Here is a 21,518-nt window from a genome sequence, read left to right as displayed (position 1 = left end):
CATGACGTCGGCCGAGAGGCCGTGGCTCGCGCACTACGCCCCGGGCGTGGTCGCCGAGGTCCCGGCCGTGACAGAGTCCCTGCCCCGCCTCATCGAGCGCACCGTGAAGGACTTCCCGAACGCGGTCGCTCTCGACTTCCTCGGTGCGGAGACGCGCTACCGCGAGCTCGGCGAGCAGATCGAGCGCGCGGCCGAGGGCCTGAGGAAGCTCGGCGTGCAGCGCGGCGACCGCGTCGCCCTCGTGCTGCCGAACTGCCCGGAGCACATCGCCGCCTTCTATGCCGTGCAGCGGCTCGGCGCGGTCGTCGTCGAGCACAACCCGCTCTACACGGAGCGCGAGTTGCGGCACCAGTTCGAGGATCACGGCGCGCGCTTCGCGATCGTCTGGCAGAAGATCGCGCAGAAGGTGCTCGACCTGCCCGCCGACCTCGAGGTGAACACAGTCGTCTCGATCGACATCACGCGCAGCCTGCCCGCCTCGAAGCGCTTCGCCATGAACCTGCCGCTCAAGGCGGCGCGCGAGGCGAAGGACAGAATGTGGGGGCCGCTGCCCAAGGGGGTCATCCCCTGGGAGAAGCTGCTCGCGAACCGGCGCATCTCGAAAAAGCACCCGCGGCCCGAGGCATCCGATCTCGCCGTCATCCAGTACACGAGCGGCACGACCGGAACGCCGAAGGGCGCGATGCTGACGCACGCGAACCTCGTCGCCAACGCGCTGCAGTGCCAGGCGTGGATCCCCGACGTGAAGCGCGGCAGCGGCGTCGTGGTCTACGCGATGCTGCCGGTCTTCCACGCCTATGGGCTCACCCTCGGGCTCACCTTCGCCATGTCGATGGGCGCTCGGCTCGTGCTGTTCCCCGCCTTCGATCCCGACCTCGTGCTCGCGGCGCACAAGAAGCATCCGGCGACGTATCTGCCCGCCGTGCCGCCGATCATCGAGCGGCTGCTCACGCGTGCCGCCGAGAAGAAGGTGTCGCTGAGGGGCATCACGCTCGGCGTCTCGGGCGGCATGGCACTCGACACGAAGCTCATCGCCCAGTGGGAGCGGGAGACGGGCGGATTCCTGGTCGAGGGCTACGGCCTCAGTGAGACGAGCCCCATCCTGATGATCAACCCGCTCACCGACGAGCGGCATGCCGGCAGCATCGGGCTGCCCGTCTCGAGCACGCTCGCGAAGGTCGTCTCGCGTGAGGACCACGAGACCGAGCAGCCGGCGGGCGAGGCCGGCGAGCTCGTCGTGCGCGGCCCGCAGGTGTTCGCGGGCTATTGGAAGCGCGCGGAGGAGACCGCGGCGGTGCTGCGCGACGGCTGGTTCCACACCGGCGACATCGCGGTGATGGACGAGCGCGGATTCTTCGAGATCGTCGACCGCATCAAGGAGCTCATCATCACGGGGGGCTTCAACGTCGCGCCCAGCGAGGTCGAGGAGGCGGTGATCGCGCTCGAGGGGGTGCAGGATGCCGCGGCCGTGGGCCTGCCGCACCCGCACTCGGGCGAAGAGGTGGTCGTCGCGGTCGTCATGCAGCCGGGCGCCCCGTTCGATCCAGAGGCGATGCGCGCCACGCTGCGCGAGAACCTCACGCCTTACAAGGTGCCGCGCCGAATCGTGCAGCTCGACGAGCTGCCCCGCAACATGATCGGCAAGGTGCTGCGCAAGAAAGTGCGCGAGCAGCTACTGCAGGGCGAAGACCAGCAGGCTTGAAGTCGCCGTCGCGACGAGGCGCCCCGCGCCGTCGGTGAGGCGGCCCTCGGCGAAGGCGACACGCGAGCCCGGCTTCGTGACGACGCCCTCGCAGCACAGCGGACCGCTCGACGCGAGGATCGGCCGCAGGTAGCTCACCGTGATGTCGATCGAGGTGTAGCCCTGCCCCTGCTGCAGCGTCGTCTGCGCGGCACAGCCGATCGCGGAGTCGAGCAGGGTGCAGGCGAGACCGCCGTGCACGGTGCCGATGGGGTTGTAGTGCTGCTCACCCGGCGAGCACTCGAAGACGACGCGGCCCTGCTCGACCTCGGCGACGGTGAAGCCCATGAGCTTCGCGATCGGCGGCGGCGGATAGGTGCCGTCGGCGAGGCCTCGGATGTAGTCGAGCCCGCTCATGGTGGGGATCTGCGCGGCGGCCGGCGCGGGGTCCTCCCACTCGATGGTGAGGGAACGGGACGAGACATCCGTGTCAGTCATGCTCAGAGCCTAGGACCGTGCCAGCCTGGTGGCGTGAGTTCTTCCGCCTCCCACAACGACGAGCGGCCGAGCAGCCTCGCGATGCGCCGAATCCTCATCATGCTCGTCGTCGGCGCCGTCGCGGCCGTCATTACCGGCTTCGTGAGCTCGTGGTGGTACGCCGGCGTGGTCGGCTGGCTCGTCGCCTGCCTCGTCTACAACGTGTGGGTCTGGTGTCACCTGTGGCCGCAGGATTCCGACGGCATGCGCACGCACGCCACCCGTGAGGATCCGGGCATCTTCGTCAGCGATCTGCTCGTCATCGGCGCCAGCATCGCCTCGCTGGCCGCCGTCGCGCTCATCATCGCCCGGGCGAGCCACGACCCGGCCGGCCAGCGGGCCGCGATCGGCGGCATCGCCCTCGTCAGCGTCGCCATGTCGTGGTTCCTGGTGCACACGCTGTACGCGCAGCGCTACGCCCGCGAGTACTACGGCCGACCGGAGGGCGGCATCGACTTCCCCACCGACGACGACGACTCCGACCCCGTGTTCAGCGATTTCCTCTATCTCGCGTTCGACCTCGGCATGACCTACCAGATCTCCGACACGACGCTGCACTCGATGAGGCTGCGACGTGTCGTGCTGCGGCACACGCTCTTGTCGTACCTGTTCGGGACGGTGATCCTCGCGTCGACCATCAACCTTGTAGTCGGCCTCGGCTCGTAGAGCCGGTCCGACGTTCGGCCTCGGCTCGTAGAGCCGATCAGCTCACGTCAGACCTCGCGCGGCGACAGTAGAAGCCCGAACTCGGAAACCAGAGCCACATCTCGTGTCGCCGCGTGAAGGCGGGTCCCGACAAAGCGGCAACTATTGTCGCCGCACGACACGGGACTGGCACCACCCCGTGGGCTCGCTGACCTAGCGGGAGCGCGCGGTGCGGCGCGCCGAGCGCCGGGCGATCGGCGTGACGATCGCGCGCCAGCCGAGCAGGAACACCCCGAGCACGATCGTCGCCACGACCACGAAGCTGACCGCGATGCCCTGGCTTGACACCACCCGCAGCACCATGCCCACGATCACGGTCAGCAGCCAGATCGGGATGCCGCTGCGCACGAGCGAGAGCGGCCGGCGCCAGGCGGCGGTGACCAGCCAGCCGAGCAGCGTGCCCACGAGGAACGGCCAGGCCGTCTGCACGACGCCGCCGAAGGCGAGGTTCTCGCCGTGGCTCACCCGGCCGATCACCGTGAACAGCACGACGAGGACGACGTCGAGCACGATCGAGAGGAACACCCAGCGGCCGGGGTCGACGGTGGGTACGGATGCCGGGCGCTCGGGTGCTGTCATAGCGACAATCCTTCCCTACGCGAGTTCGAGGAAACCCGTGAAGACGAGCTCGCGCACGCGCGGCAGCAGGTCGGCACGCAGCTCGGCCTCATCGACCTCGAACAGGGCCGCGATCGCGTCGGAGATCTGGCCGATGGTCAGCTCGCCGTCGCACGCCCCGACGAGCCCCGACAGAGCGGGGTCGACCTGCAGCGCACGCCCGAATCCGGCGCCCTGGCGCAGAGTGATCACGATCGGCGCCTCGTCGCCCGGCCAGGAGTGGCGCTCCTCGGTGACGTCGCGGGCGACCTTCAGGCGCAGCTCGGCGAGTGCGGCATCCGTCAGTCCGCTCACCGCGTCGTGTGCCGCCAGCGCCTGAGCGACGTGCGCGCCGATGCCCGCCGGGTTCGTGCCGCTCGACTCGACCTGCTCGAAGCGGGCGAGCGTCGGCTCGCCGCCGGCCGGGGCCCGCAGGGTCAAGTAACCGAAGCCGACGTACTCGACGCCGCGCGCCGCGAAGTCGTCGAGCCACTGCGCGTACCAGCGGTCGTACTCGGGGTCGCCCGAGCGGGTGCCGCCGTCGCGGATCCAGGTCTCGGCATACCGCGGCGCGTCCTGCAGCTCGCGCTCGACGACCCACGCGTCGAGACCTTCCGCCCAGGAGCGCACGCGGTCGAGCCCGTCGACGCCGGCGTAGTACTCCCAGTTGCCGAGCAGCTGGGCGACGCCGCCCGGCTCGAGATGCTCGCGGATGCCCGCCACGACCCGCTGCACGAGCTCGTCGCCGGTGAATCCGCCGTCCCGGTACTCGTACTCGGGGACCTCGGCGACCCGCGGGGTGATCACGAACGGCGGGTTGCTGACGATCTGGCCGAAGCGCTCGCCCGCGACGGGCTCGAAGAGGCTGCCGAGCCGGAACTCGATGTTGCCGATGCCGTTGAGGCGCGCGTTGAAGTCGGCGTACTCGAGCGCGCGGGCCGAGATATCCGTCGCGATCACGCGCCGCGCCCGCCTGGCGACATGCATCGCCTGGATGCCGCATCCCGTGCCGAGGTCGAGGGCGAGCTCGGCCTCGCGCGGCAGGATCAGGCTCGACAGCGTCGTCGAGGCGCCGCCGACGCCGAGCACGTGGTCGGCGCCCAGCGCGTGCCCGAGGGCGAGCTCGCCGAGGTCGCTCGCGATCCACCACTCCTGCGCTCCCCGCGCGTCGGTGAAGGCATACGGCCTCAGATCGACGAGCGGGCGGAGAAGATCGGATGCCGGCTGGGTCTCGTCGAGCTCGGCGAGGCCCAGCGCCGCGGCGCCGTCGGCTCCGAGCTCAGGCAGCGCGGCGTCGAGCTCGCTGCCGGTCACGGGAAGGCCGAGCACGAACAGCCAGGCGAGCGTTCCCGCGGCGGTCAGCTCGCCCACCTCGCGGGCCGCCGCGAGCTCGCGCTGCGCCGCGACCCGGTGCGAGCGGGTGAGCGCTCCCCCGGCGGCCTCCGACCACAGCCCGCGCACGGTGTCGACGGTGAAGTCGGCGGTGGTGAGGTCCGCGCGGAGAGCGGTGATCAGGTCGGCATCGAGCGTCGGCACGCCCCCGAGTCTCTCATGCGGTCACTCCCGCTGCGGCTCGCGCTGCGACGGTCTGCTCAAGCAGCGCGTTCGACTCGATCGCGCCCATGAGCGGCAGCACCAGCACGCGGCCGAAGCGGGCGCACGGATGCCGCGAGCCGATCTCCACCGCCTCGTCGAGGCTCGCCGCGCTGATCAGGTCGAAGCCCGAGAACCATTCCTTGAACTCGGCCACCGGGGCATCCGTCACGAAGACCTCGCCCTGCCGCTTCGTGACGAGGCGGGCATCGGCGCGCCCGGTGAGCCGCTCGCCGAAGATGCGGTGCGCTGCCACCGCTTCGAGCCAGTCGAAGATGTCGTCGGCTTCCTTGCTGTACGGCTCGGCATCCGGAGCATCCGTGAACAGCAGCAGGTACTGCTGGGTGTTGTCGGTCATCTCTCCTACTTCCCCTCAGGGTCTTCCAGCGCCGGGATCACCATGACCCGGCCGATGCGCGCCGTCGGGTGCTTCGCGAGCAGCTCGACGGCCTGGTCCATGTCGTCCGCCTCGATCCACTCGACACCCATGAACCATTCCTTGAACTCCGGGAACGGCCCGTCGGTGACGCTGACCGTGTCGTCCCGCAGAACGATCTCGCGGGCCGTCGCCGGGTCACCCACTCGGAAGCCGTTCGGCTCCCACCCGTCGGGGCCTCGGCGATGGTCGAGCCACGCATCCATCAGCGGGCGATCGATCGCATCGTCCCACCCCGGCGCCCTTTCGTCCGTCACGTGCAAGACCAGGAACTGCTGTCTCATCGTTCGTCCTTCCATTCGGCGACATTCGGCAACACGTAGAGCCGGCCGATCTTGGCCGACGGATGCGTGGCGGCGATGCGCACCGCGTCCTCCATCGAGTCGGCGTCGATGAGGTCGTAGCCCATGAACCACTCCTTGAACTCGGGGAACGGGCCGTCGGTCACCTGCACCTCGCCGCCTCGCACGGCCACGGACTTCGCCTGGCCTCGCGTGCCGATGGGCGAGCCGCGGTGCGGCTGCCGGTCGTCGCGGCGCTCATCCAGCCAGTCGGTGAGGAGGCCTGGGTCGACGAGGTCGTCCCACGGCTCGGCACTCGGGTCGGTGACGTGCAGAAGCAGATATTGGGTCATCGGGATTCCTCTCGGTCGTGCCCGGCGGCCGCAAGCCGGCGCGCCTGAGCGTCGAGCCAACGCCGCTCGGCGGTGTTGGGAGCCTTCATGCCGGCTTCGGCATACGTCTTCTCCGCCTCGTCGAAGGCGCCCGCGCGCTCGAGCAGCCCGGCGCGCACCGACAGCAGGCGATGCCCACGGGCGAGCCGTTCGTCGGACTCGAGCAGCGCCAGTTCGGCGAGCCCCGCCAGCGGGCCCCGCGCCATGCCGACCGCGACGGCGCGGCCGAGCTGCGCGGCAGGCCCGGGCTGCAGTTGCACGAGCACGTCGTACAGTCCGAGAATCTGCTCCCAGTCGGTCGCGTCGGCGCTCGGTGCCGACGCATGCACCGCGCCGACCGCTGCCTGGATCGCAAGCGGGGTCGCGGGCCCCTCGGTCAGCGCCTGGGCTGCGAGGGCACGACCCTCGGTGAGCTTCGCGGCGTCCCACAGGGAGCGGTCCTGCTCGGGCAGCGCGACGGGGAGTCCCTCGGCGTCGGTGCGGGCCCCGGTGCGGGCATCCGTCAGCAGCATGAGCGCGAGCAGCGCGGTCGTCTCGGTGTCACCCGACAGCGCGGCGTGCAGCAGACGGGTGAGCCTGATCGACTCGGTGATCAGCTCGCCATGCACCGGCAGCTCGCCGCCGGACGGCGCGTAGCCCTCGTTGAACATCAGGTAGAGCGCGGTGCGCACGGATTCCGCGCGCTCGCGCAGCATCGCCCCCGACAGCTCCCCGAAACTCCGCCCCGCCTCGTCGATCGCCCGCTTGGCGCGGGTGATGCGCTGCGCCATCGTCGCCTCGGGGCTGTAGAACGCGGCGGCGATCTGCGCGGTCGTGAGGCCGCAGACGGCACGCAGCGTGAGCGCGACCCGTGACGCGGGCTGCAGCGCCGGGTGGCAGCACAGCACGAGCATCGCGAGCGAGTCGTCCTGCGCGGCTGCGGCAGACCCGACCATGTCGAGCGCGGCCTCCCGCTCCTCACGGGCCTGGCGTGCGACATCCGATCGCACCGCGTCGATGTAGCGGCGGCGCGCGACCGTGAGCAGCCAGGCGCGCGGGTCGCGAGGTATGCCGGTCTTGGGCCAGGCGACGGATGCCTCGAGCAGCGCCTCCTGCACGGCGTCCTCGCAATCGGCGAGGCCCCCGTACCGCCGCACGAGCGCGGCGGTGACGAGCGGGATCACGGCGCGCACGTTCGCGTCGAAGATCGTGTCGAGAGAGGCGGGCAACGCCGTCACGCGATCGGGTCGTGTGCGGGACGGACCTCGATCTTGCGGCCGCACGCCCGGGACGCCTCAGCCGCAAGCTCAAGGGCCTTCTCGCGGCTCTCGATCTCAAGCACCCAGAGGCCGGCGATGTACTCCTTGAACTCGGCGTAGGGGCCGTCCGTCACGATCGTCTCGCCGTCGCGCGCGTCCACGACGGCCGAGGTCGTCTCCGCGGCCCCGAGGCCGTTCAGGTAGATGATGCGCCCTTCGCGCTCGAGGCGCTCGTTGAAGGCGTCGATCCGCGCCATCGCCGCGCCCTGGGCCTCCGCCGAGCCGTAGGTGCCGTATCCGTCGTCTGTGCCCGGCCCGATCACGTTGAAGATGTAGTGCGTCACTTCCGTTGCCCTTCTGCTCAGCACACGCTGTCACAGAGGGGTCGGAGCCGTCACCGCTATTTCGACACCGGTGCGGAAATCGTCGCCCACCACTCCTCCACGCGGCGAGCGGATTCGTCGGAACTCAGGTCTTCCACCCGCGTCATGACGGCCCAGCGGCGTCCGAACGGATCGACGAATGCGCCGAAACGGTCGCCGGAGACGAAGTCGCTCGGCTGCTCCTTGACCTCGGCGCCGAGCTCGGTCGCGCGCGCGATGGTGGCATCGACGTCGGAGACGTAGATCATGATCGACTGAGTGATTCCCGCTGCCGAAGGGTCGGGCGCGACGAGGCCGAAACCGGGCTGCGGGTCCGAGAGCTGCAGGCGGCCTGCGCCGCCGAAGTCGAGCTCGGCCTGGCCGATGTAGGTGCTGCCGTCGGGCGCCGTGCCCTCGAGCCTGCTCACGGTCGTCGCCCCGAAGACGGCGGCGTAGAAGTCGATCGCTGCGGCCGCGTTCTCGACGACGAGGTAGGGGGTCAGTGCGGTGTAGCCGTTCGGGCGGCCGTCGGTGATGTCCATACCGGCAGGCTAGGCAGGCGACGGATGCCTCGTCTTGAACTTTTCCGACGCGTAGCGTTTCCCTCATGGGCGCGCGCGATGAGGTGGTGAGCAAGGGCCCGCTCGCCCCCGTCGTGGCTCCGATCGACTTCCGCCGCTATCCCGTCACGGGCGAGGCGGCCGCACTGGTGCGGCACTACTGGCTCGTCGACTACGCCCTCCCGCCTGGGGCGAGCCACGACGTGCCGATCCTCGTCTACCCGGCCTGCAACCTCGTCATCGAGCACGACCGGGCGCGGCTCTACGCTCCGACCCCCGACCTCACCGTGCGGCATCTCGAGGGAAGCGGCTTCGCTTTCGGCGTGCTGCTGCAGGTGGCGACGGGTTACCGACTGGCCGGCCGACCTGTCGAGGATTTCGTGGGCGATTCGATCGACTTCTCGGACGAGCACGTCGTGACCGAAGTGCGGGACATCATGGGGGCCTCTGAGGATGCCGTCGCGAGGCATCCGTCGGCCATCGCCGCCTTTGAGGAGTGGCTTGCCGCTCGTGTGCCGTCACTCACCACCGACGAAAGGCTGATGAACGAGATCGCGGCGGCGATCGAGACGGATGCCGCGCTCACCCGCGTCGACGAGCTGGCCGGCCGCTTCGGGCTCAGCCCGCGTCGCCTCGAACGGCTCGCGGCCCGCTACGTCGGCCTCACGCCGAAGTGGATGATCCAGCGCCGCCGTCTGCAAGAGGCGGCGGCACGCCTCGGCGCGTCATCGACCACCGACCTCAGCGGGCTCGCCGCCGAGCTCGGCTACGCCGACTACCCGCACTTCAGCCGAGACTTCGCCGCCACCGTCGGCATGACCCCGCGTGACTTCGCCGCTACCTTGAAGCGTTGAGGCGGCATTGCGTCGCCGGTTTCGGGCCCAAGATCGAACTTTTCGGCCCGAACGCGGCGACGCAACGCGCACCCGCGGCTGGCGCGCTGAGCTACTGCGCGGCGCGCTCCAGGACCAGCTCGCGGACCCGAGCGGCATCCGCCTGGCCCTTCATCGCCTTCATGACCGCGCCGATGACCGCACCGGCCGCCTGCACCTTGCCGTCCTTGATCTTGGCGAGCACATCGGGCTGCGCGGCGAGCGCCTCGTCGATCGCGGCGATGAGCGCACCATCGTCGGAGACGACCTTGAGCCCGCGCTTCTCGACGACCTCGGCGGGTGAGCCCTCACCCGCGACGACGCCCTCGAGCACCTGGCGGGCCAGGCGGTCGGTGAGCTCGCCGCTCGCGACGAGCGCAGAGAGCTGCGCGACGTCGGTCGGGGTCACCAGCGTGTCCACTGCGACGCCCTGCGCGTTGGCGATGCGCGTCAGCTCACCGGTCCACCACTTGCGGGCGTCAGCAGGCGTCGCACCCGCGGCCACGGTCTCTTCGACGACATCAAGCAGGCCGCCGTTCGCGACGTCCTGGAACTCGAGCTTGGTGAAGCCCCACGCCTCGCGCAGCCGGGTGCGGCGGGCCGCAGGCGGCTCGGGCAGCGTGCCGCGCAGCTCCTCTACCCACTCGCGACTCGGCGCGACGGGAACGAGATCGGGCTCCGGGAAGTAGCGGTAGTCGTCGGCGTCCGACTTGGGGCGCCCCGCGCTCGTCGTGCCCGAGTCCTCGTGCCAGTGCCGCGTCTCCTGCGTGATCGTGCCGCCCGCCTCGAGGATCGCCGCCTGGCGCTGGATCTCGTAGCGCACCGCGCGCTCGACCGAGCGCAGCGAGTTGACGTTCTTCGTCTCGGTACGGGTGCCGAGCTTGTCGGAGCCGCGGGGCCGCAACGACACGTTCGCGTCGCAGCGGATGTTGCCCTCCTCCATGCGCGCGTTCGAGACGCCGAGCGAGCGCACGATGTCGCGGATCGCGCCGACGTAGGCGCGACCGACCTCGGGGGCATCGCCTTCCGCACCCTCGATGATCTTCGTGACGATCTCGACGAGCGGCACGCCGCCGCGGTTGAAGTCGACGAGCGAGTAGTCCGCGCCCTGGATGCGACCGGTGGCGCCGCCGACGTGCGTCAGCTTGCCGGCGTCCTCCTCCATGTGGGCGCGCTCGATCAGCACGGTGACCTCGCGGCCCGACTCGAGCTCGATCGTCACCGAGCCGTCGAAGGCGATCGGCTCGTCGTACTGCGAGGTCTGGAAGTCCTTCGCGAGGTCGGGGTAGAAGTACTGCTTGCGCGCGAAGCGGCAGTTCTCCGCGATCTCGCAGCCGAGCGCGAGGCCGAGGCGGATGCTCGACTCGATCGCCTTCCTGTTGACCTGCGGCAGGCCGCCCGGAAGCCCGAGGCAGGTCGGGCACGTGTTCGTGTTCGCACCCTGGCCGAAGGCGTTCGCGCAGCCGCAGAACATCTTCGTCTTGGTGTTGAGCTCGACGTGCACCTCGAAGCCGAGCACCGGCTCGTACAGCTCGATCGCCTTGTCGAAGTCGAGAAGCTTGTCCTTCGCCATCAGCGGGCGACCTCCTTCAGTGCGGGTGCCTGGCTGAGCAGCGTGTGCCCCCAGGCATCCGTCAGCAGTGTCTCGATGGCGGCGCCCACCTCATAGAGCCGCGCGTCCTCATGGGCCGGCGCGAGCAGCTGCAGGCCGACGGGCAGGCCGTCCTCGGGGGCAAGACCCATGGGGATCGCCATGCCGGGGATGCCGGCCAGGTTCGCCGGGATCGTCGTGACGTCGTTCAGGTACATCGCGAGCGGGTCGTTGACGAGCGAGCCGAGCTCGAACGCCGTCGTCGGCGCGGCCGGGCTGATGAGCACGTCGGCCTGCGCGAACGCCTTCGCGAAGTCCTGCTGGATGAGCGTGCGCACCTTCTGCGCGCTGCCGTAGTAGGCGTCGTAGTAGCCGGCGCTCAGCGCGTAGGTGCCGAGGATGATGCGGCGCTTCACCTCGGCGCCGAAGCCCGCGTCACGGGTGGCGCTCATGACGCGTTCGACCGTGACGGGGCCGCTCTCCGGGTTGACCCGCAGGCCGAAGCGCACGGAGTCCATGCGGGCGAGATTGCTTGAGGCCTCGGCCGGGAGGATCAGGTAGTACGCGGCGACGGCGTACTCGAAGCTCGGGGCCGCGACCTCGATGACCTCGGCGCCGGCCGCGGTGAGTGCGGCCACGGTCTCGTCGAAGCGCTGCTTGACGCCGGCCTGGAAGCCGCCGCTCTCGCCGGAGAGCTCCTTGACGACGGCGACCCTGAGGCCCTTCAGCGCGTCGCCGGCCGCGCCGCGGCGGGCGGCCGCGGCCATCGACAGCCAGACGTCGGTGAGGGAGGTCGAGTCCAGCGGGTCGTGCCCGCCGATGACGTCGTGCAGCAACGCCGCGTCGAGCACGCTGCGGCTGACGGGCCCGACCTGGTCGAGCGAGCTGGCGAGCGCAATCGCGCCGTAGCGGCTGACGCCGCCGTAGGTCGGCTTGACCCCGACGGATCCCGTGACGGCAGCGGGCTGGCGGATGCTTCCGCCGGTGTCGCTGCCGAGGGCGAGCGGCGCCTCGAACGCGCTCACCGCGGCCGACGAGCCGCCGCCCGAACCGCCGGGCGTGCGGGTGAGATCCCACGGGTTGTGGGTCGGACCGTAGGCGGAGTGCTCGGTCGAGGAGCCCATCGCGAACTCATCCATGTTGGTCTTGCCGAGCGGCACGAGGCCGGCCTCGCGCAGCCGCGCGACGACCGTCGCGTCGTACGGCGGCTGCCAGCCCTCGAGGATCTTCGAGCCCGAGGTCGACGGCATGTCCTTCGTGGCGAGCACGTCCTTGACGGCGACGGGCACGCCCGCGAGCTCGCCGAGTGCTTCGCCCGCGGCGCGGCGCTCGTCGATGCGATTCGCCGCCTCGAGCGCGTGCTCCGAGACGTGCAGGAAGGCGTGGACATCGCCGTCGACGGCGGCGATGCGGTCGAGGTGGGCCTGCGTGGCCTCGGCGCTCGAGATCTCGCGCGCGGCGAGCTTCGAGGCCAGCTCGGCGGCAGTGAGGGTGATCAGTTCAGGCATCCGCTCTACTGCTCCTCGTCCAGGATCGACGCGACCTTGAAGCGGTCGCCCTCACGCTCTGGGGCGCCCGAGAGCGCCTGCTCGACGGTGAGCGACGGACGCACCTCGTCCTCGCGGAACACGTTCGACAGCGGGATCGGGTGACTCGTCGCCACGACGTCGGGCGTCGCGACCTCGCTCACTTTGGCGATGCTCTCGACGATCTGGGCCAGCTCGCCGGTGAGGCTCTCGAGCTCGGACTCGGAGAGGTCGATACGGGCGAGCCCCGCGAGATGGCGCACCAGTTCGGTGCTGATTTCAGACATGCGGCTCCGTCGAATTGCGGGCGGGTGATAGGTCAATCCTACCGAGCGGTCCCCCTTGATCGGACGGATGTCGAGCCCGGGGATGCCTGCGATGATCGGGGCATGCAGAGCAATCGACTGGAGGCGTTCAGCGACGGCGTTCTGGCCATCATCATCACGATCATGGTGCTGGAGCTGAAGCTGCCCGAGCACGGCGACACGATCCGCCAATTCTGGGACAGCGCGGGCGTCGGCCTGCTGACCTATCTGCTGAGCTTCGTCTACGTCGGCATCTACTGGTCGAACCATCACCATCTGTTCCAGGTCGTCCGCAGCGTCAACGGCGCGGTGCTGTGGGCGAATCTGCACCTGCTGTTCTGGCTCTCACTCGTACCGCTCACCCAGCGCTGGCTCGATGAGTCGTCGATCGCGCGCGACCCGACCGTGGTCTACGGGGTCAACCTGCTCGGCGCCGCGGTCGCCTACTACGTGCTGCAGCGGGCGATCTTCCGCACGCCGTCAGGCGATGCGCTGCGTGATGCTCTCGGCCGCGACCTCAAGGGCATCCTCTCGCCGATCCTCTATCTGATCGGCATCGGGCTGGCCTTCATCACGCCCTGGCTCGGGCTCGTGCCGCCGATCATCGTCGCGCTGATCTGGCTCGTGCCCGACCGGCGCGTGGAGCGCTACCTCGCGCGGCAGGACGGTGCCGCCTGATCCGGCTCGCTGGCTCGACGCCTCAGTTGATGATCTCGGCCCGTTCCGCGCGCATCCCGCTGATGCGGTCGTGCCAGGCCTGCAGCGCCTCGGGCGTCAGCCGGGTCCAGTCGGTCACCTCGCCGACCACGCGGATCGGGTCGGCGCTGCGATAGGAGCGCGTCGGGTTGCCGGGGAACCTCTTGTCGGTCACGTTCGGATCGTTCTCGAACGGGCCCGTCGGCTCAACGAGGTAGACCCGGGGCTCACCGTCGCCGGCGGCCAGCTCGGCGGCGAGGCCCGCACCATCCCGCAAGGCCGTGAAGTAGATGTGGTTCATGACGATCTCGGGCCGGTAGTTCGACCGGAACCCTGCCGTCAGCAGATCGCCCACCCGCAGATCGGCTTTCGTGCCGTGGAAGAACGGCCCGTCATCGAGCACGTCGTTCTCAGAGCCCAAGACCTGCCGGCCCTTCCGTCACGAGGATCGCGAACTGCGCGGCATCCAGAATCGGGATGCCCAGCTCTTCGGCCTTCGCGAGCTTCGAGCCCGCGCCGGGCCCCGCGGCCACATAGTCGGTCTTCTTCGAGACACTCGACGCCGCCTTGCCACCCGCGGCGATGATCGCCTCGTTCGCGCCGTCGCGCGAGAAGCCCTCGAGCGAGCCCGTGGCGACGACGGTGAGACCCGCGAGCACTCCCCCGGCCTCCTGCTGTGCGGCGCCGGGCCCCGGGTGCCCCGGGATCTCGAACCGAACCCCGGCCGCCGCCCAGCGCTCGACGATCTCGCGATGCCAGTCGACCGCGAACCAGTCGGTGAGCGACTGCGCGATGATCGGCCCGACGCCCTCGACCTCGGCGAGCTGCTCGACGCTCGCAGCCCGGATCGCGTCGAGCGACCCGAAGTACCCCGCGAGCGCGCGGGCCGCCACCGGCCCCACGTTGCGGATGTTCAACGCGACCAGCATCCGCCACAGGTCCTTGGTCTTGGCCTTCTCGAGCTCGGCGACCAGCTCTTCCGCGGCCTTCGACGGCACCGCGAGCTCGTCCCCGGCGAAGGTCTCGGCGCCCGGGTCGTACGGCGCATCGGCGTCGCGCCCCGTCAGCTTCCGCCGCCGCTGGAACGGCGTGCGGTAGTCGTAGCTCCCATCGTCCCGCACCCGCGGCTCGCCGGTCTCGACGTCGCGCACCAGCACCCGGATCGGGAACAGGTCCTCGATCGTCACGTCGAACAGGCCCGCCTCGGTCGACAGCAGAGCCGACTGGCCATCGGTGCCCTCCGTGAGCGCAGCGGCACCCACCTCGCCGAGCCCCTCGATGTCGAGCGCCCCACGCGAGCCGACGTGCTCCACACGCCCGCGCACCTGCGCCGGGCACGATCGGGCGTTGGGGCAGCGCAGGTCGATGTCGCCCTCACGCGCCGGCGCGAGCGGAGTGCCGCACTCAGGGCAGCGCTCGGGCATCACGAACTCGCGCTCGCTTCCGTCGCGCTTCTCGACCACCGGCCCGAGCACCTCGGGAATCACGTCGCCCGCCTTCCGCAGCACGACGGTGTCGCCGATCAGCACGCCCTTCGCCTTCACGACGTCTTGGTTGTGCAGGGTCGCCTGCCGCACGACCGAGCCGGCGACGTGCGCGGGCTCCATCACGGCGAACGGCGTCGCGCGCCCCGTGCGCCCGACCGAGACGACGATGTCGAGCAGCTTCGTCTGCACCTCCTCAGGTGGGTACTTGAACGCGATCGCCCAGCGCGGCGCGCGGCTCGTCGCCCCCATCTCGTCATGCAGCGCCAGCTCGTCGACCTTCACGACGATGCCGTCGAGCTCGTGCAGCACGGAGTGCCGCTCGGCGCCGTATTTCTCGACGAAGCCGGCCACGCCGTCGATCGAGTCAAACACCTGCGTGTACGGGCTCGTCGGCAGCCCCCACGACTCCAGCAGCTCGTAGACCTCGCTCTGGGCGGCCACCGGCGGGTCCGCCCAGGCGCCGATGCCGTGCACGAACAGCTTCAGCGACTCGATACGGGCGACGGATGCCTCACGCTCGAGCGCCGTCTTCTTCTTGTCGAGCTGCTGCCGAAGGCCGCCGCTCGCCGCGTTCCGGGGGTTCGCGAACGCCGGGAACATGCGCCCTGCCGTGCCCTTCGCCTTCTCTTCGTCGAAGACCCGCTTGTCGCCCCAGCGCGTCTCGTGCTGGGCGCGCTTCTCGGCAACGTAGCGGCGTCTGAACTCTTCCTGCAGCCGGTTCAGCTTCTCGAAGGCCGCGACCGGGATGAACACCTCGCCGCGCACCTCGACGAGCGCCGGATGCCCCGTGCCTGACAGCCGCTCGGGGATGTCGCCCAGCTTCAGCGCGTTCTCGGTGACGATCTCACCGACGCGCCCGTCGCCGCGCGTCGCCGCCGAGGTGAGCACACCGTTCTCGTAGCGCAGGCTGATCGCGAGCCCGTCGATCTTGAGCTCGGTGAGCCAGCGCACCTTCCGCCCGGCGAGCTCCTCGGCCTTGGCGCACCACTCGCGCAACTCGTCGAGCGAGAAGACGTTGTCGAGGCTGAGCATGCGCTCGGCATGCTCGATCGTGTCGAGCCCTGTCTCCTCGGCGGCGCCGACCGTCTGCGTCGGAGAGTCCTGCTTGGCGAACTCGGGGAACAGCCGCTCGAGCTCCTCGAGCCGATGCATCCAGCCGTCATAGGTCGCGTCGTCGACCAGCGAAGCATTCGCACCGTAGTACGCCTCACGCGCCCCGTTGATGCGATCGGTCAGCTCGGCCACCTCGGCCGCGGCCTGCTCGTGCGTCACTTCTGCCACGCGCCCAGGCTACCGAGCACCACCGACACGGGCAGGGTGCTTGACGAGCCTGCAGCTCCCTATTGCACGCGTTCGATTGCGAGAATCTCGCCGTCCACAGGGATGAGCGAGCGCGTTCGGCACACAACTCGGTCGATCTCCGCACCGCGCCTGCGGCGCGCTCTGGCACTCTCAACGCAACACGACGATCATGAAGGAGTGCCGCATATGACGGAAGCGCAGGTATGGGCGATGATGGGCGTCTTCACCGCCCTGTTCCTCGGCACGCTCACCATCGTGTCGACGCTGTTCGTTCACGTCGTGAAGTCAGAAGTGCGGCGGCTCGATGACAAAATCGACCTGCGCTTCAACTCGGTCGACAACGACCTGCAGACGCTCTACCGCCACATTTTCGGGCCAGACGGCCGCTGATCACGCGCTGACAGACACCGCGCTGACCGCGCGGTCGATCGTCGTCTGGCCGAGCACGCGCGTGCCGATGTAGAGCACCGCGGTCTGCCCGGGGGCGACCCCGTTGATCGGGGACGCCGGCGTGATCACGAGCTCGCCGTCGCGCACCACGGCGACCGCAGGCACCGGGTCGGCATGCGCGCGGATCTGCACCTCGCAGTCGAACGGAGTCGACGGATGCCGCGGCGGCAGTCCCGCCCACGTGAAGCGCGACCCCGCCACCTCGGCGATGTCGAGCGCCTCCTTCGGGCCGACGACCACCTCGTTGGTGGCCGGCTTCACCTCGAGCACGAAGCGCGGCCGCCCGTCGGGCGCCGGCACCGTGAGATTGAGCCCGCGGCGCTGGCCGACGGTATAGCCCTGCGCGCCGGAGTGCGAGCCGACGACCGCCCCGGAGCGATCCACGATTGCCCCGTTCGAGATGCCGACGTGCTCGGCGAGCCAGCCGCGGGTGTCGCCGTCGGGGATGAAGCAGATGTCGTACGAGTCCGGCTTCTTGGCCGTCACGAAGCCGCGCGCCTCGGCCTCGGCCCGCACCTCGGCCTTCGACGGCGTCGCGCCGAGCGGGAACATCGCGTGCGCGAGCTGCTCGGCCGTCAGCACTCCGAGGACATAGCTCTGGTCCTTCGCCCAGGCGGCCGCCCTGTGCAGTTCGCGATTGCCCTCGGCATCCGTCACCACTGCCGCGTAGTGCCCGGTGACGACCGCGTCGAAGCCGAGCGCGAGCGCCTTCTCGAGCAGCGCGGCGAACTTGATGCGCTCGTTGCAGCGCATGCAGGGGTTCGGGGTGCGGCCGGCCTCGTACTCGGCGATGAAGTCGTCGACGACGTCGGCCTTGAACCGCTCGGAGAAGTCCCACACATAGAACGGGATGCCGATCAGGTCGGCGACGCGGCGGGCGTCCATCGCGTCTTCGATCGTGCAGCAGCCGCGCGAGCCGGTGCGCAACGTGCCGGGCATGCGCGAGAGAGCGAGGTGCACGCCGACGACGTCATGGCCGGCGTCTTTCGCGCGCGCAGCAGCCACCGAGGAGTCGACACCACCGCTCATCGCCGCCAGAACACGCATGCGCCCAGTCTACGTTTCGGTGTCGGAGCACGCGCCGGGAGCGTATTAACGTCGCTACCGTGACCACAGCCGTCTCAGACTCCCCCACCGCCACTCGCACCACGAACCTGCCGCTCCGACAGCGGCCGATGGACATCGTGTTCCTCGTCGTCTTCAGCCTGTTCATCGTGAGCTGCGTCATCAGCGACTCCGTGGAGGGCCTCGGCCTCGACCAGGTGCCGAACTCGCCGAACCTCCTGGTGCAGTGGAACTACACGTACTCGTCGAACTTCGATCCGCTCTACCAGTCGCACCCGCTGTGGCTGCGCTTCATCTCGGGCACCTCGGCGTTCGGCTACATCGCCTTCTACATCGTGCTGATCCTGGCGATCATCCGCCGCTGGAACTGGATCCAGCTGCCCTCGGTGATCTACGCGACGATGATCATCTCGCTGACGGGCATCCCGATCTTCGGCGTCGAGTTCTTCGGCCCCGAGGGTCAGCGCACTCCGCACCCGCTGATCTTCCTGCTCTACAACGGACCGTACGTGCTCTTCCCGCTGCTGCTCCTCATCCGCATGCGCAAGCCGCTGCCGTTCACGCGACGCTGGTGAGTCAGCGCGCCGTGAAGCCCGCCTTGGCGGCACGCGCGTAGGCGTCGGGCAGTGCGGCGAGGAAGGCATCCACGTCGGCATCGGTCGTCGTGCGCCCCAGCGTGATGCGCAGGCACGAGGATGCCTCCCCCGTCTCGCGCCCCATGGCGAGCACGACATGCGAAGGCTCGGGGATGCCGGCCTGGCAGGCTGATCCCGTCGACACCGCGACGCCGGCGGCGTCGAGCAGGAAGAGCAGCGAGTCCCCCTGCGCGCCCGGGAAGGTGAAGTGGGCGCTCGAGGCCACCCGCTGGTTTCCCGACGGCCCTGACAGCCGCGCCTCGGGCACGGCGGCCCGCACCCCCGCGATCAGCCGGTCGCGCAGCGCCGTGAGTCGCGCCCGTTCCGCCTCCAGGGAGGCGACCGCCGCCTGCGCCGCAACGGCGAACGACACGGCGGCGGCGACGTCCTGCGTGCCCGAGCGCACATTGCGCTGCTGACCGCCGCCGTGCACCGTCGGCACGACACGCGCCGTGCGCGACAGCACGAGCGCGCCGATGCCGACCGGGCCGCCGATCTTGTGCGCCGACACCGACAGCGCCGCAGCGCCGAGCGCGCGGAAGGAGATGGGCACGTGGCCATAGGCGGCGACGGCGTCGAGGTGCAGCGGGACCGAGGCGGATGCCGCGGCCGCGGCCAGCTCGGCGACGGGCTCGATCGTGCCGACCTCGTTGTTGACCCAGAGCGCGCTGGCGAGGGCGACATCGTCGCCGCGGAGCGCCTCGGCCCAGGCATCCGTCTCGATGAATCCCTCAGAGTCCAGGCCGACCCACGTGACGTCCGCGCCCTCGTGCGCGACCAGCCACTCGACCGTGTCGAGCGTGGCATGGTGCTCGCCGTTCGGAACGACGAGGCGGCGGCGGGCAGGCGATGCCGCCGTCGCCGCCCAGAATCCCCCCTTGAGCGCGAGGTTGATCGCCTCGGTGCCGCCCGAGGTGAAGACCACCTCGATGGGGTCGCAGCCGAGCGACGCCGCGACCGTCTCGCGCGCCTCCTCGAGCAGCCGGCGGGCGTTCTGCCCGGCCGAATGGATCGACGACGGGTTGCCGACTTCGCTCATCGCGCGGGCGTACGCGTCGATCGCTTCGGGGAGCATCGGCGTCGTCGCTGCGTGGTCTAGGTAGACGCCCACGCTCACTACTGTAGACACCATGTCCGCACCCGTTCCGGCGAGCCCCCTGGGCGTCACGCCCACCGAGGCGGGCGGAACGCTCGGGGTGTGGAGCGCGAACGCCTCGATGATCGAACTCGTCGTGTTCGATCGGAGCGATCCGAACGCGATCGTCGAGACCGTGCCGCTCACCCGCGGCGCCGACGACGTCTGGTCGGTCTCGTCGCCGCGCCTCGTGCCTGAGACGCGCTACGCGATCAGGGTCGACGGGCCGCAGGCGCCGCGCAACGCCTTCGACCCGACCACCTTCCTGCTCGAGCCGTACGCCAAGGGCGTCGTGCAGCCGCGCGCCGACCAGTGGCGCGCCGTCGTGGTCGACACGGCCTTCGACTGGGGCGGGGCGAAGAAGCCGGGGCACGCGCTCGACAAGACCATCGTGTACGAGACGCACCTGCGCGGCTTCTCGAAGCTCAACCCGGCTGTGCCCGAAGAGCTGCGCGGCACCTACGCCGGCCTCGCCCACCCCGCCTCGATCGAGTACCTCACCTCGCTGGGCGTGACGGCGATCGAGCTGCTGCCCGTGCACTGCTTCACGTCGGAGCCGCGTCTGCTGCGCCAGGGGCTGACGAACTACTGGGGCTACAACACGGTGAACTTCTTCTCGCCGCACGCGCCCTACGCGACGCAGGCCGCCCAGGCCGCCGGCCCGTCCGCCGTGCTGCGCGAGTTCAAGGGCATGGTGAAGCTGCTGCACGAGGCAGGCCTCGAGGTCTTCCTCGACGTGGTCTACAACCACACGGCCGAGGCGGGCGTCGGCGGTCCGCGCTCCAGCTTCCGCGGTATCGACAACTCGAGCTACTACCGGCAGCTCGACGACGGCACCTACTACGACGTCACCGGCTGCGGCAACACCGTCGACTTCGGCCAGGCGGTCGCCCGCGAGCTCGTGCGCGACTCGGTGCGCTACTGGGCGAACGAGTGCCAGATCGACGGCTTCCGCTTCGACCTCGCGGCGACGCTCGGCCGGGACGAGAGCGGCGCGTACAACCGCGATCACCCGCTGCTCTCCGGGCTCCTCGACGACGAGCAGCTGCAGGGCGTCAAGCTCATCGCCGAGCCCTGGGACGTCGGCCTCGGCGGCTGGCAGACCGGCAACTTCCCCGACGGCTGGAGCGAATGGAACGACCGCTACCGCGACCGCATGCGCCAGTTCTGGCTGCGCGACATCGCCGACGCGCGCCATCACGGCACGGCATCGACCGGCATCGGCGGCCTGGCCACCCGGCTCGCCGGCTCGTCGAACACCTTCAGCGAGCAGCGCGGCCCCGTGGCATCCGTCAACTTCGTCACCGCCCATGACGGCTTCACGCTCGCCGACCTCGTCTCGTACGACGTCAAGCACAACTACGGCAACGGCGAGTTCAACCGCGACGGCTCCGACAACAACCGCTCGTTCAACCACGGCGCGGAGGGCGCGACCACCGACTCCGGCATCCTCTCGGCCCGCCGTAAGGCGATGCGCAACATCCTCGGCACGCTGCTGCTGTCGGCCGGCGTGCCCATGATCACGGCAGGCGACGAGTTCGGCCGCACGCAGCAGGGCAACAACAACGCGTACTGCCACGACAACGAGCTCACGTGGCTGTCCTGGGATCGCGATACGGATGCCGCGAATCTGCGCGCCGTGACCGCGGAGCTCATCCGCCTGCGCACCGAGAATCCCGCCGTGCGCCCCGTGCGCTTCGCCAAGCTCGGCGAGCACGTGCCGCAGTCGAGCCAGATGGACTGGTACGACGCCGGCGGCAACACCATGGACGAGCCCGACTGGCAGGACCCGTCAGCGCGCACCCTGCAGTACGTGGCCGCCTCGACCCCGGAGTTCGAGGAGTTCAACCGCATCCTGCTGATCGTGCACGGCGTCGAGAGCGAGATCTCGGTGACGCTGCCCGCGCACGAGGGCGTCGACGGCTACGAGCTCGTGTGGGACAGCGCTGACGAGACCCCGAAGACCGAGACCACGTGGTTCCGGCCGGGCGACGTCGTGCAGGTGAGCCCCGCCTCGCTGCAGCTGTTCCACTGCAGCGGGCGGGACTTCAGGTAGCGCGCGCCCGCCCCGC

23 protein-coding genes are annotated in these 21,518 nt (G+C 70.1%); 7 read left to right on the top strand and 16 right to left on the bottom strand.

Annotated elements, in window-relative coordinates; genetic code table 11:
• Window position 1 precedes the first annotated feature (1 nt).
• Entirely contained in the window at window positions 2-1,702 is a 1,701-nt protein-coding gene (locus ABD708_RS05270; RefSeq protein ID WP_344752253.1) for a long-chain-fatty-acid--CoA ligase, read from the top strand.
• Here the strand turns inward: ABD708_RS05270 and ABD708_RS05265 are convergent.
• Window positions 1,673-2,179, bottom strand: coding sequence for a PaaI family thioesterase (locus ABD708_RS05265; RefSeq protein WP_344752252.1), 507 nt, complete (start codon window positions 2,177-2,179; stop codon window positions 1,673-1,675). The genes ABD708_RS05270 and ABD708_RS05265 overlap by 30 nt on opposite strands.
• A 33-nt stretch (window positions 2,180-2,212) precedes the next feature.
• On the opposite strand from ABD708_RS05265, the gene ABD708_RS05260 reads away from it, so the two are divergent.
• Window positions 2,213-2,884: a DUF1345 domain-containing protein gene (locus ABD708_RS05260; RefSeq protein WP_344752251.1), complete on the top strand. Its 672-nt coding sequence runs from the start codon at window positions 2,213-2,215 to the stop codon at window positions 2,882-2,884.
• A gap of 192 nt (window positions 2,885-3,076) precedes the next feature.
• On the opposite strand, the gene ABD708_RS05255 is transcribed toward ABD708_RS05260, so the two are convergent.
• From ABD708_RS05255 to ABD708_RS05220, 8 genes are read right to left on the bottom strand one after another with little or no spacing between them, the layout of a single operon-like run.
• Window positions 3,077-3,502, bottom strand: coding sequence for a DUF3054 domain-containing protein (locus ABD708_RS05255; RefSeq protein WP_344752250.1), 426 nt, complete (start codon window positions 3,500-3,502; stop codon window positions 3,077-3,079).
• A gap of 15 nt (window positions 3,503-3,517) precedes the next feature.
• Window positions 3,518-5,056, bottom strand: coding sequence for a DUF7059 domain-containing protein (locus ABD708_RS05250; protein WP_344752249.1), 1,539 nt, complete (start codon window positions 5,054-5,056; stop codon window positions 3,518-3,520).
• Between the two features lie 13 nt (window positions 5,057-5,069).
• Complete coding sequence (locus ABD708_RS05245; protein WP_344752248.1) at window positions 5,070-5,471, bottom strand: YciI family protein; 402 nt, start codon at window positions 5,469-5,471, stop codon at window positions 5,070-5,072.
• 5 nt (window positions 5,472-5,476) lie between these two features.
• Complete coding sequence (locus ABD708_RS05240) at window positions 5,477-5,833, bottom strand: YciI family protein (RefSeq protein ID WP_344752247.1); 357 nt, start codon at window positions 5,831-5,833, stop codon at window positions 5,477-5,479.
• The gene (locus tag ABD708_RS05235; protein ID WP_344752246.1) at window positions 5,830-6,183 is read right to left on the bottom strand and encodes a YciI family protein; all 354 of its coding nucleotides are present in this window, start codon (window positions 6,181-6,183) and stop codon (window positions 5,830-5,832) included. Before ABD708_RS05235 ends, ABD708_RS05240 begins: the two co-directional genes overlap by 4 nt.
• Window positions 6,180-7,439: an RNA polymerase sigma factor gene (locus ABD708_RS05230; RefSeq protein WP_344752245.1), complete on the bottom strand. Its 1,260-nt coding sequence runs from the start codon at window positions 7,437-7,439 to the stop codon at window positions 6,180-6,182. Before ABD708_RS05230 ends, ABD708_RS05235 begins: the two co-directional genes overlap by 4 nt.
• On the bottom strand, window positions 7,436-7,804 hold the full coding sequence (locus ABD708_RS05225) for a YciI family protein (protein WP_344752244.1): 369 nt from the start codon (window positions 7,802-7,804) through the stop codon (window positions 7,436-7,438). Before ABD708_RS05225 ends, ABD708_RS05230 begins: the two co-directional genes overlap by 4 nt.
• Before the next feature lie 56 nt (window positions 7,805-7,860).
• Window positions 7,861-8,364 (bottom strand): VOC family protein, encoded by a 504-nt coding sequence (locus tag ABD708_RS05220; protein ID WP_344752243.1) that lies wholly within the window; start codon window positions 8,362-8,364, stop codon window positions 7,861-7,863.
• A 65-nt stretch (window positions 8,365-8,429) separates the two neighbouring features.
• On the opposite strand from ABD708_RS05220, the gene ABD708_RS05215 reads away from it, so the two are divergent.
• A complete protein-coding gene (locus ABD708_RS05215; RefSeq protein WP_344752242.1) occupies window positions 8,430-9,236 on the top strand; it encodes a helix-turn-helix domain-containing protein in 807 nt (268 codons plus the stop codon).
• 91 nt (window positions 9,237-9,327) lie between these two features.
• Here ABD708_RS05215 and gatB read toward each other — a convergent pair whose 3' ends face one another.
• Genes gatB through gatC form a run of 3 tightly spaced genes read right to left on the bottom strand, consistent with a single transcriptional unit; the run spans window position 9,328 to window position 12,658 of the window.
• Entirely contained in the window at window positions 9,328-10,827 is a 1,500-nt protein-coding gene (gatB, locus tag ABD708_RS05210; RefSeq protein WP_344752241.1) for an Asp-tRNA(Asn)/Glu-tRNA(Gln) amidotransferase subunit GatB, read from the bottom strand.
• Window positions 10,827-12,353 (bottom strand): Asp-tRNA(Asn)/Glu-tRNA(Gln) amidotransferase subunit GatA, encoded by a 1,527-nt coding sequence (gene gatA, locus ABD708_RS05205; protein WP_344752240.1) that lies wholly within the window; start codon window positions 12,351-12,353, stop codon window positions 10,827-10,829. Before gatA ends, gatB begins: the two co-directional genes overlap by 1 nt.
• A 5-nt stretch (window positions 12,354-12,358) precedes the next feature.
• Window positions 12,359-12,658 carry an Asp-tRNA(Asn)/Glu-tRNA(Gln) amidotransferase subunit GatC gene (gatC, locus tag ABD708_RS05200; protein WP_344752239.1) on the bottom strand — a complete coding sequence of 100 codons (300 nt, stop codon included), beginning with the start codon at window positions 12,656-12,658 and terminating at the stop codon, window positions 12,359-12,361.
• Window positions 12,659-12,760: 102 nt separating this feature from the next.
• Here gatC and ABD708_RS05195 point away from each other — a divergent pair, with 102 nt between their 5' ends.
• A complete protein-coding gene (locus ABD708_RS05195; RefSeq protein ID WP_344752238.1) occupies window positions 12,761-13,354 on the top strand; it encodes a TMEM175 family protein in 594 nt (197 codons plus the stop codon).
• Window positions 13,355-13,376: 22 nt separating this feature from the next.
• On the opposite strand, the gene arr is transcribed toward ABD708_RS05195, so the two are convergent.
• Window positions 13,377-13,793, bottom strand: coding sequence for an NAD(+)--rifampin ADP-ribosyltransferase (arr, locus tag ABD708_RS05190; protein WP_344752237.1), 417 nt, complete (start codon window positions 13,791-13,793; stop codon window positions 13,377-13,379).
• Entirely contained in the window at window positions 13,783-16,011 is a 2,229-nt protein-coding gene (gene ligA, locus ABD708_RS05185) for an NAD-dependent DNA ligase LigA (RefSeq protein ID WP_425553259.1), read from the bottom strand. Before ligA ends, arr begins: the two co-directional genes overlap by 11 nt.
• Before the next feature lie 336 nt (window positions 16,012-16,347).
• Between ligA and ABD708_RS05180 the strand changes: the two genes are divergently transcribed.
• On the top strand, window positions 16,348-16,551 hold the full coding sequence (locus tag ABD708_RS05180; protein ID WP_344752235.1) for a hypothetical protein: 204 nt from the start codon (window positions 16,348-16,350) through the stop codon (window positions 16,549-16,551).
• On the opposite strand, the gene mnmA is transcribed toward ABD708_RS05180, so the two are convergent.
• Entirely contained in the window at window positions 16,552-17,658 is a 1,107-nt protein-coding gene (mnmA, locus tag ABD708_RS05175; RefSeq protein ID WP_344752234.1) for a tRNA 2-thiouridine(34) synthase MnmA, read from the bottom strand.
• A gap of 59 nt (window positions 17,659-17,717) precedes the next feature.
• Here mnmA and ABD708_RS05170 point away from each other — a divergent pair, with 59 nt between their 5' ends.
• A complete protein-coding gene (locus ABD708_RS05170; protein ID WP_344752233.1) occupies window positions 17,718-18,251 on the top strand; it encodes an EXPERA domain-containing protein in 534 nt (177 codons plus the stop codon).
• 1 nt (window position 18,252) lies between these two features.
• Here the strand turns inward: ABD708_RS05170 and ABD708_RS05165 are convergent, their stop codons facing one another.
• Entirely contained in the window at window positions 18,253-19,422 is a 1,170-nt protein-coding gene (locus ABD708_RS05165) for a cysteine desulfurase family protein (RefSeq protein ID WP_344752232.1), read from the bottom strand.
• Window positions 19,423-19,441: 19 nt separating this feature from the next.
• Between ABD708_RS05165 and glgX the strand changes: the two genes are divergently transcribed.
• Window positions 19,442-21,502, top strand: a complete 2,061-nt coding sequence (glgX, locus tag ABD708_RS05160) for a glycogen debranching protein GlgX (protein ID WP_344752231.1) — start codon at window positions 19,442-19,444, stop codon at window positions 21,500-21,502.
• The last annotated feature ends 16 nt before the right edge of the window (window positions 21,503-21,518 follow it).

The organism is Gryllotalpicola koreensis, assembly GCF_039538185.1.
GTDB classification, from domain to species: domain Bacteria; phylum Actinomycetota; class Actinomycetes; order Actinomycetales; family Microbacteriaceae; genus Gryllotalpicola; species Gryllotalpicola koreensis.
This window is presented reverse-complemented; position numbering and strand designations above follow the sequence as displayed.

Bases quoted from the DNA above. Each gene is read 5' to 3' on its own strand.
- ABD708_RS05270 (WP_344752253.1), top strand. From the start codon at position 2: ATGACGTCGGCCGAGAGGCCGTGGCTCGCGCACTACGCCCCGGGCGTG.
- ABD708_RS05265 (WP_344752252.1), bottom strand. From the start codon at position 2,179: ATGACTGACACGGATGTCTCGTCCCGTTCCCTCACCATCGAGTGGGAG.
- ABD708_RS05255 (WP_344752250.1), bottom strand. From the start codon at position 3,502: ATGACAGCACCCGAGCGCCCGGCATCCGTACCCACCGTCGACCCCGGC.
- ABD708_RS05245 (WP_344752248.1), bottom strand. From the start codon at position 5,471: ATGACCGACAACACCCAGCAGTACCTGCTGCTGTTCACGGATGCTCCG.
- ABD708_RS05240 (WP_344752247.1), bottom strand. From the start codon at position 5,833: ATGAGACAGCAGTTCCTGGTCTTGCACGTGACGGACGAAAGGGCGCCG.
- ABD708_RS05235 (WP_344752246.1), bottom strand. From the start codon at position 6,183: ATGACCCAATATCTGCTTCTGCACGTCACCGACCCGAGTGCCGAGCCG.
- ABD708_RS05220 (WP_344752243.1), bottom strand. From the start codon at position 8,364: ATGGACATCACCGACGGCCGCCCGAACGGCTACACCGCACTGACCCCC.
- ABD708_RS05215 (WP_344752242.1), top strand. From the start codon at position 8,430: ATGGGCGCGCGCGATGAGGTGGTGAGCAAGGGCCCGCTCGCCCCCGTC.
- gatB (WP_344752241.1), bottom strand. From the start codon at position 10,827: ATGGCGAAGGACAAGCTTCTCGACTTCGACAAGGCGATCGAGCTGTAC.
- gatA (WP_344752240.1), bottom strand. From the start codon at position 12,353: ATGCCTGAACTGATCACCCTCACTGCCGCCGAGCTGGCCTCGAAGCTC.
- gatC (WP_344752239.1), bottom strand. From the start codon at position 12,658: ATGTCTGAAATCAGCACCGAACTGGTGCGCCATCTCGCGGGGCTCGCC.
- ABD708_RS05195 (WP_344752238.1), top strand. From the start codon at position 12,761: ATGCAGAGCAATCGACTGGAGGCGTTCAGCGACGGCGTTCTGGCCATC.
- ligA (WP_425553259.1), bottom strand. From the start codon at position 16,011: ATGCATCGGCTCGAGGAGCTCGAGCGGCTGTTCCCCGAGTTCGCCAAG.
- ABD708_RS05180 (WP_344752235.1), top strand. From the start codon at position 16,348: ATGACGGAAGCGCAGGTATGGGCGATGATGGGCGTCTTCACCGCCCTG.
- mnmA (WP_344752234.1), bottom strand. From the start codon at position 17,658: ATGCGTGTTCTGGCGGCGATGAGCGGTGGTGTCGACTCCTCGGTGGCT.
- glgX (WP_344752231.1), top strand. From the start codon at position 19,442: ATGTCCGCACCCGTTCCGGCGAGCCCCCTGGGCGTCACGCCCACCGAG.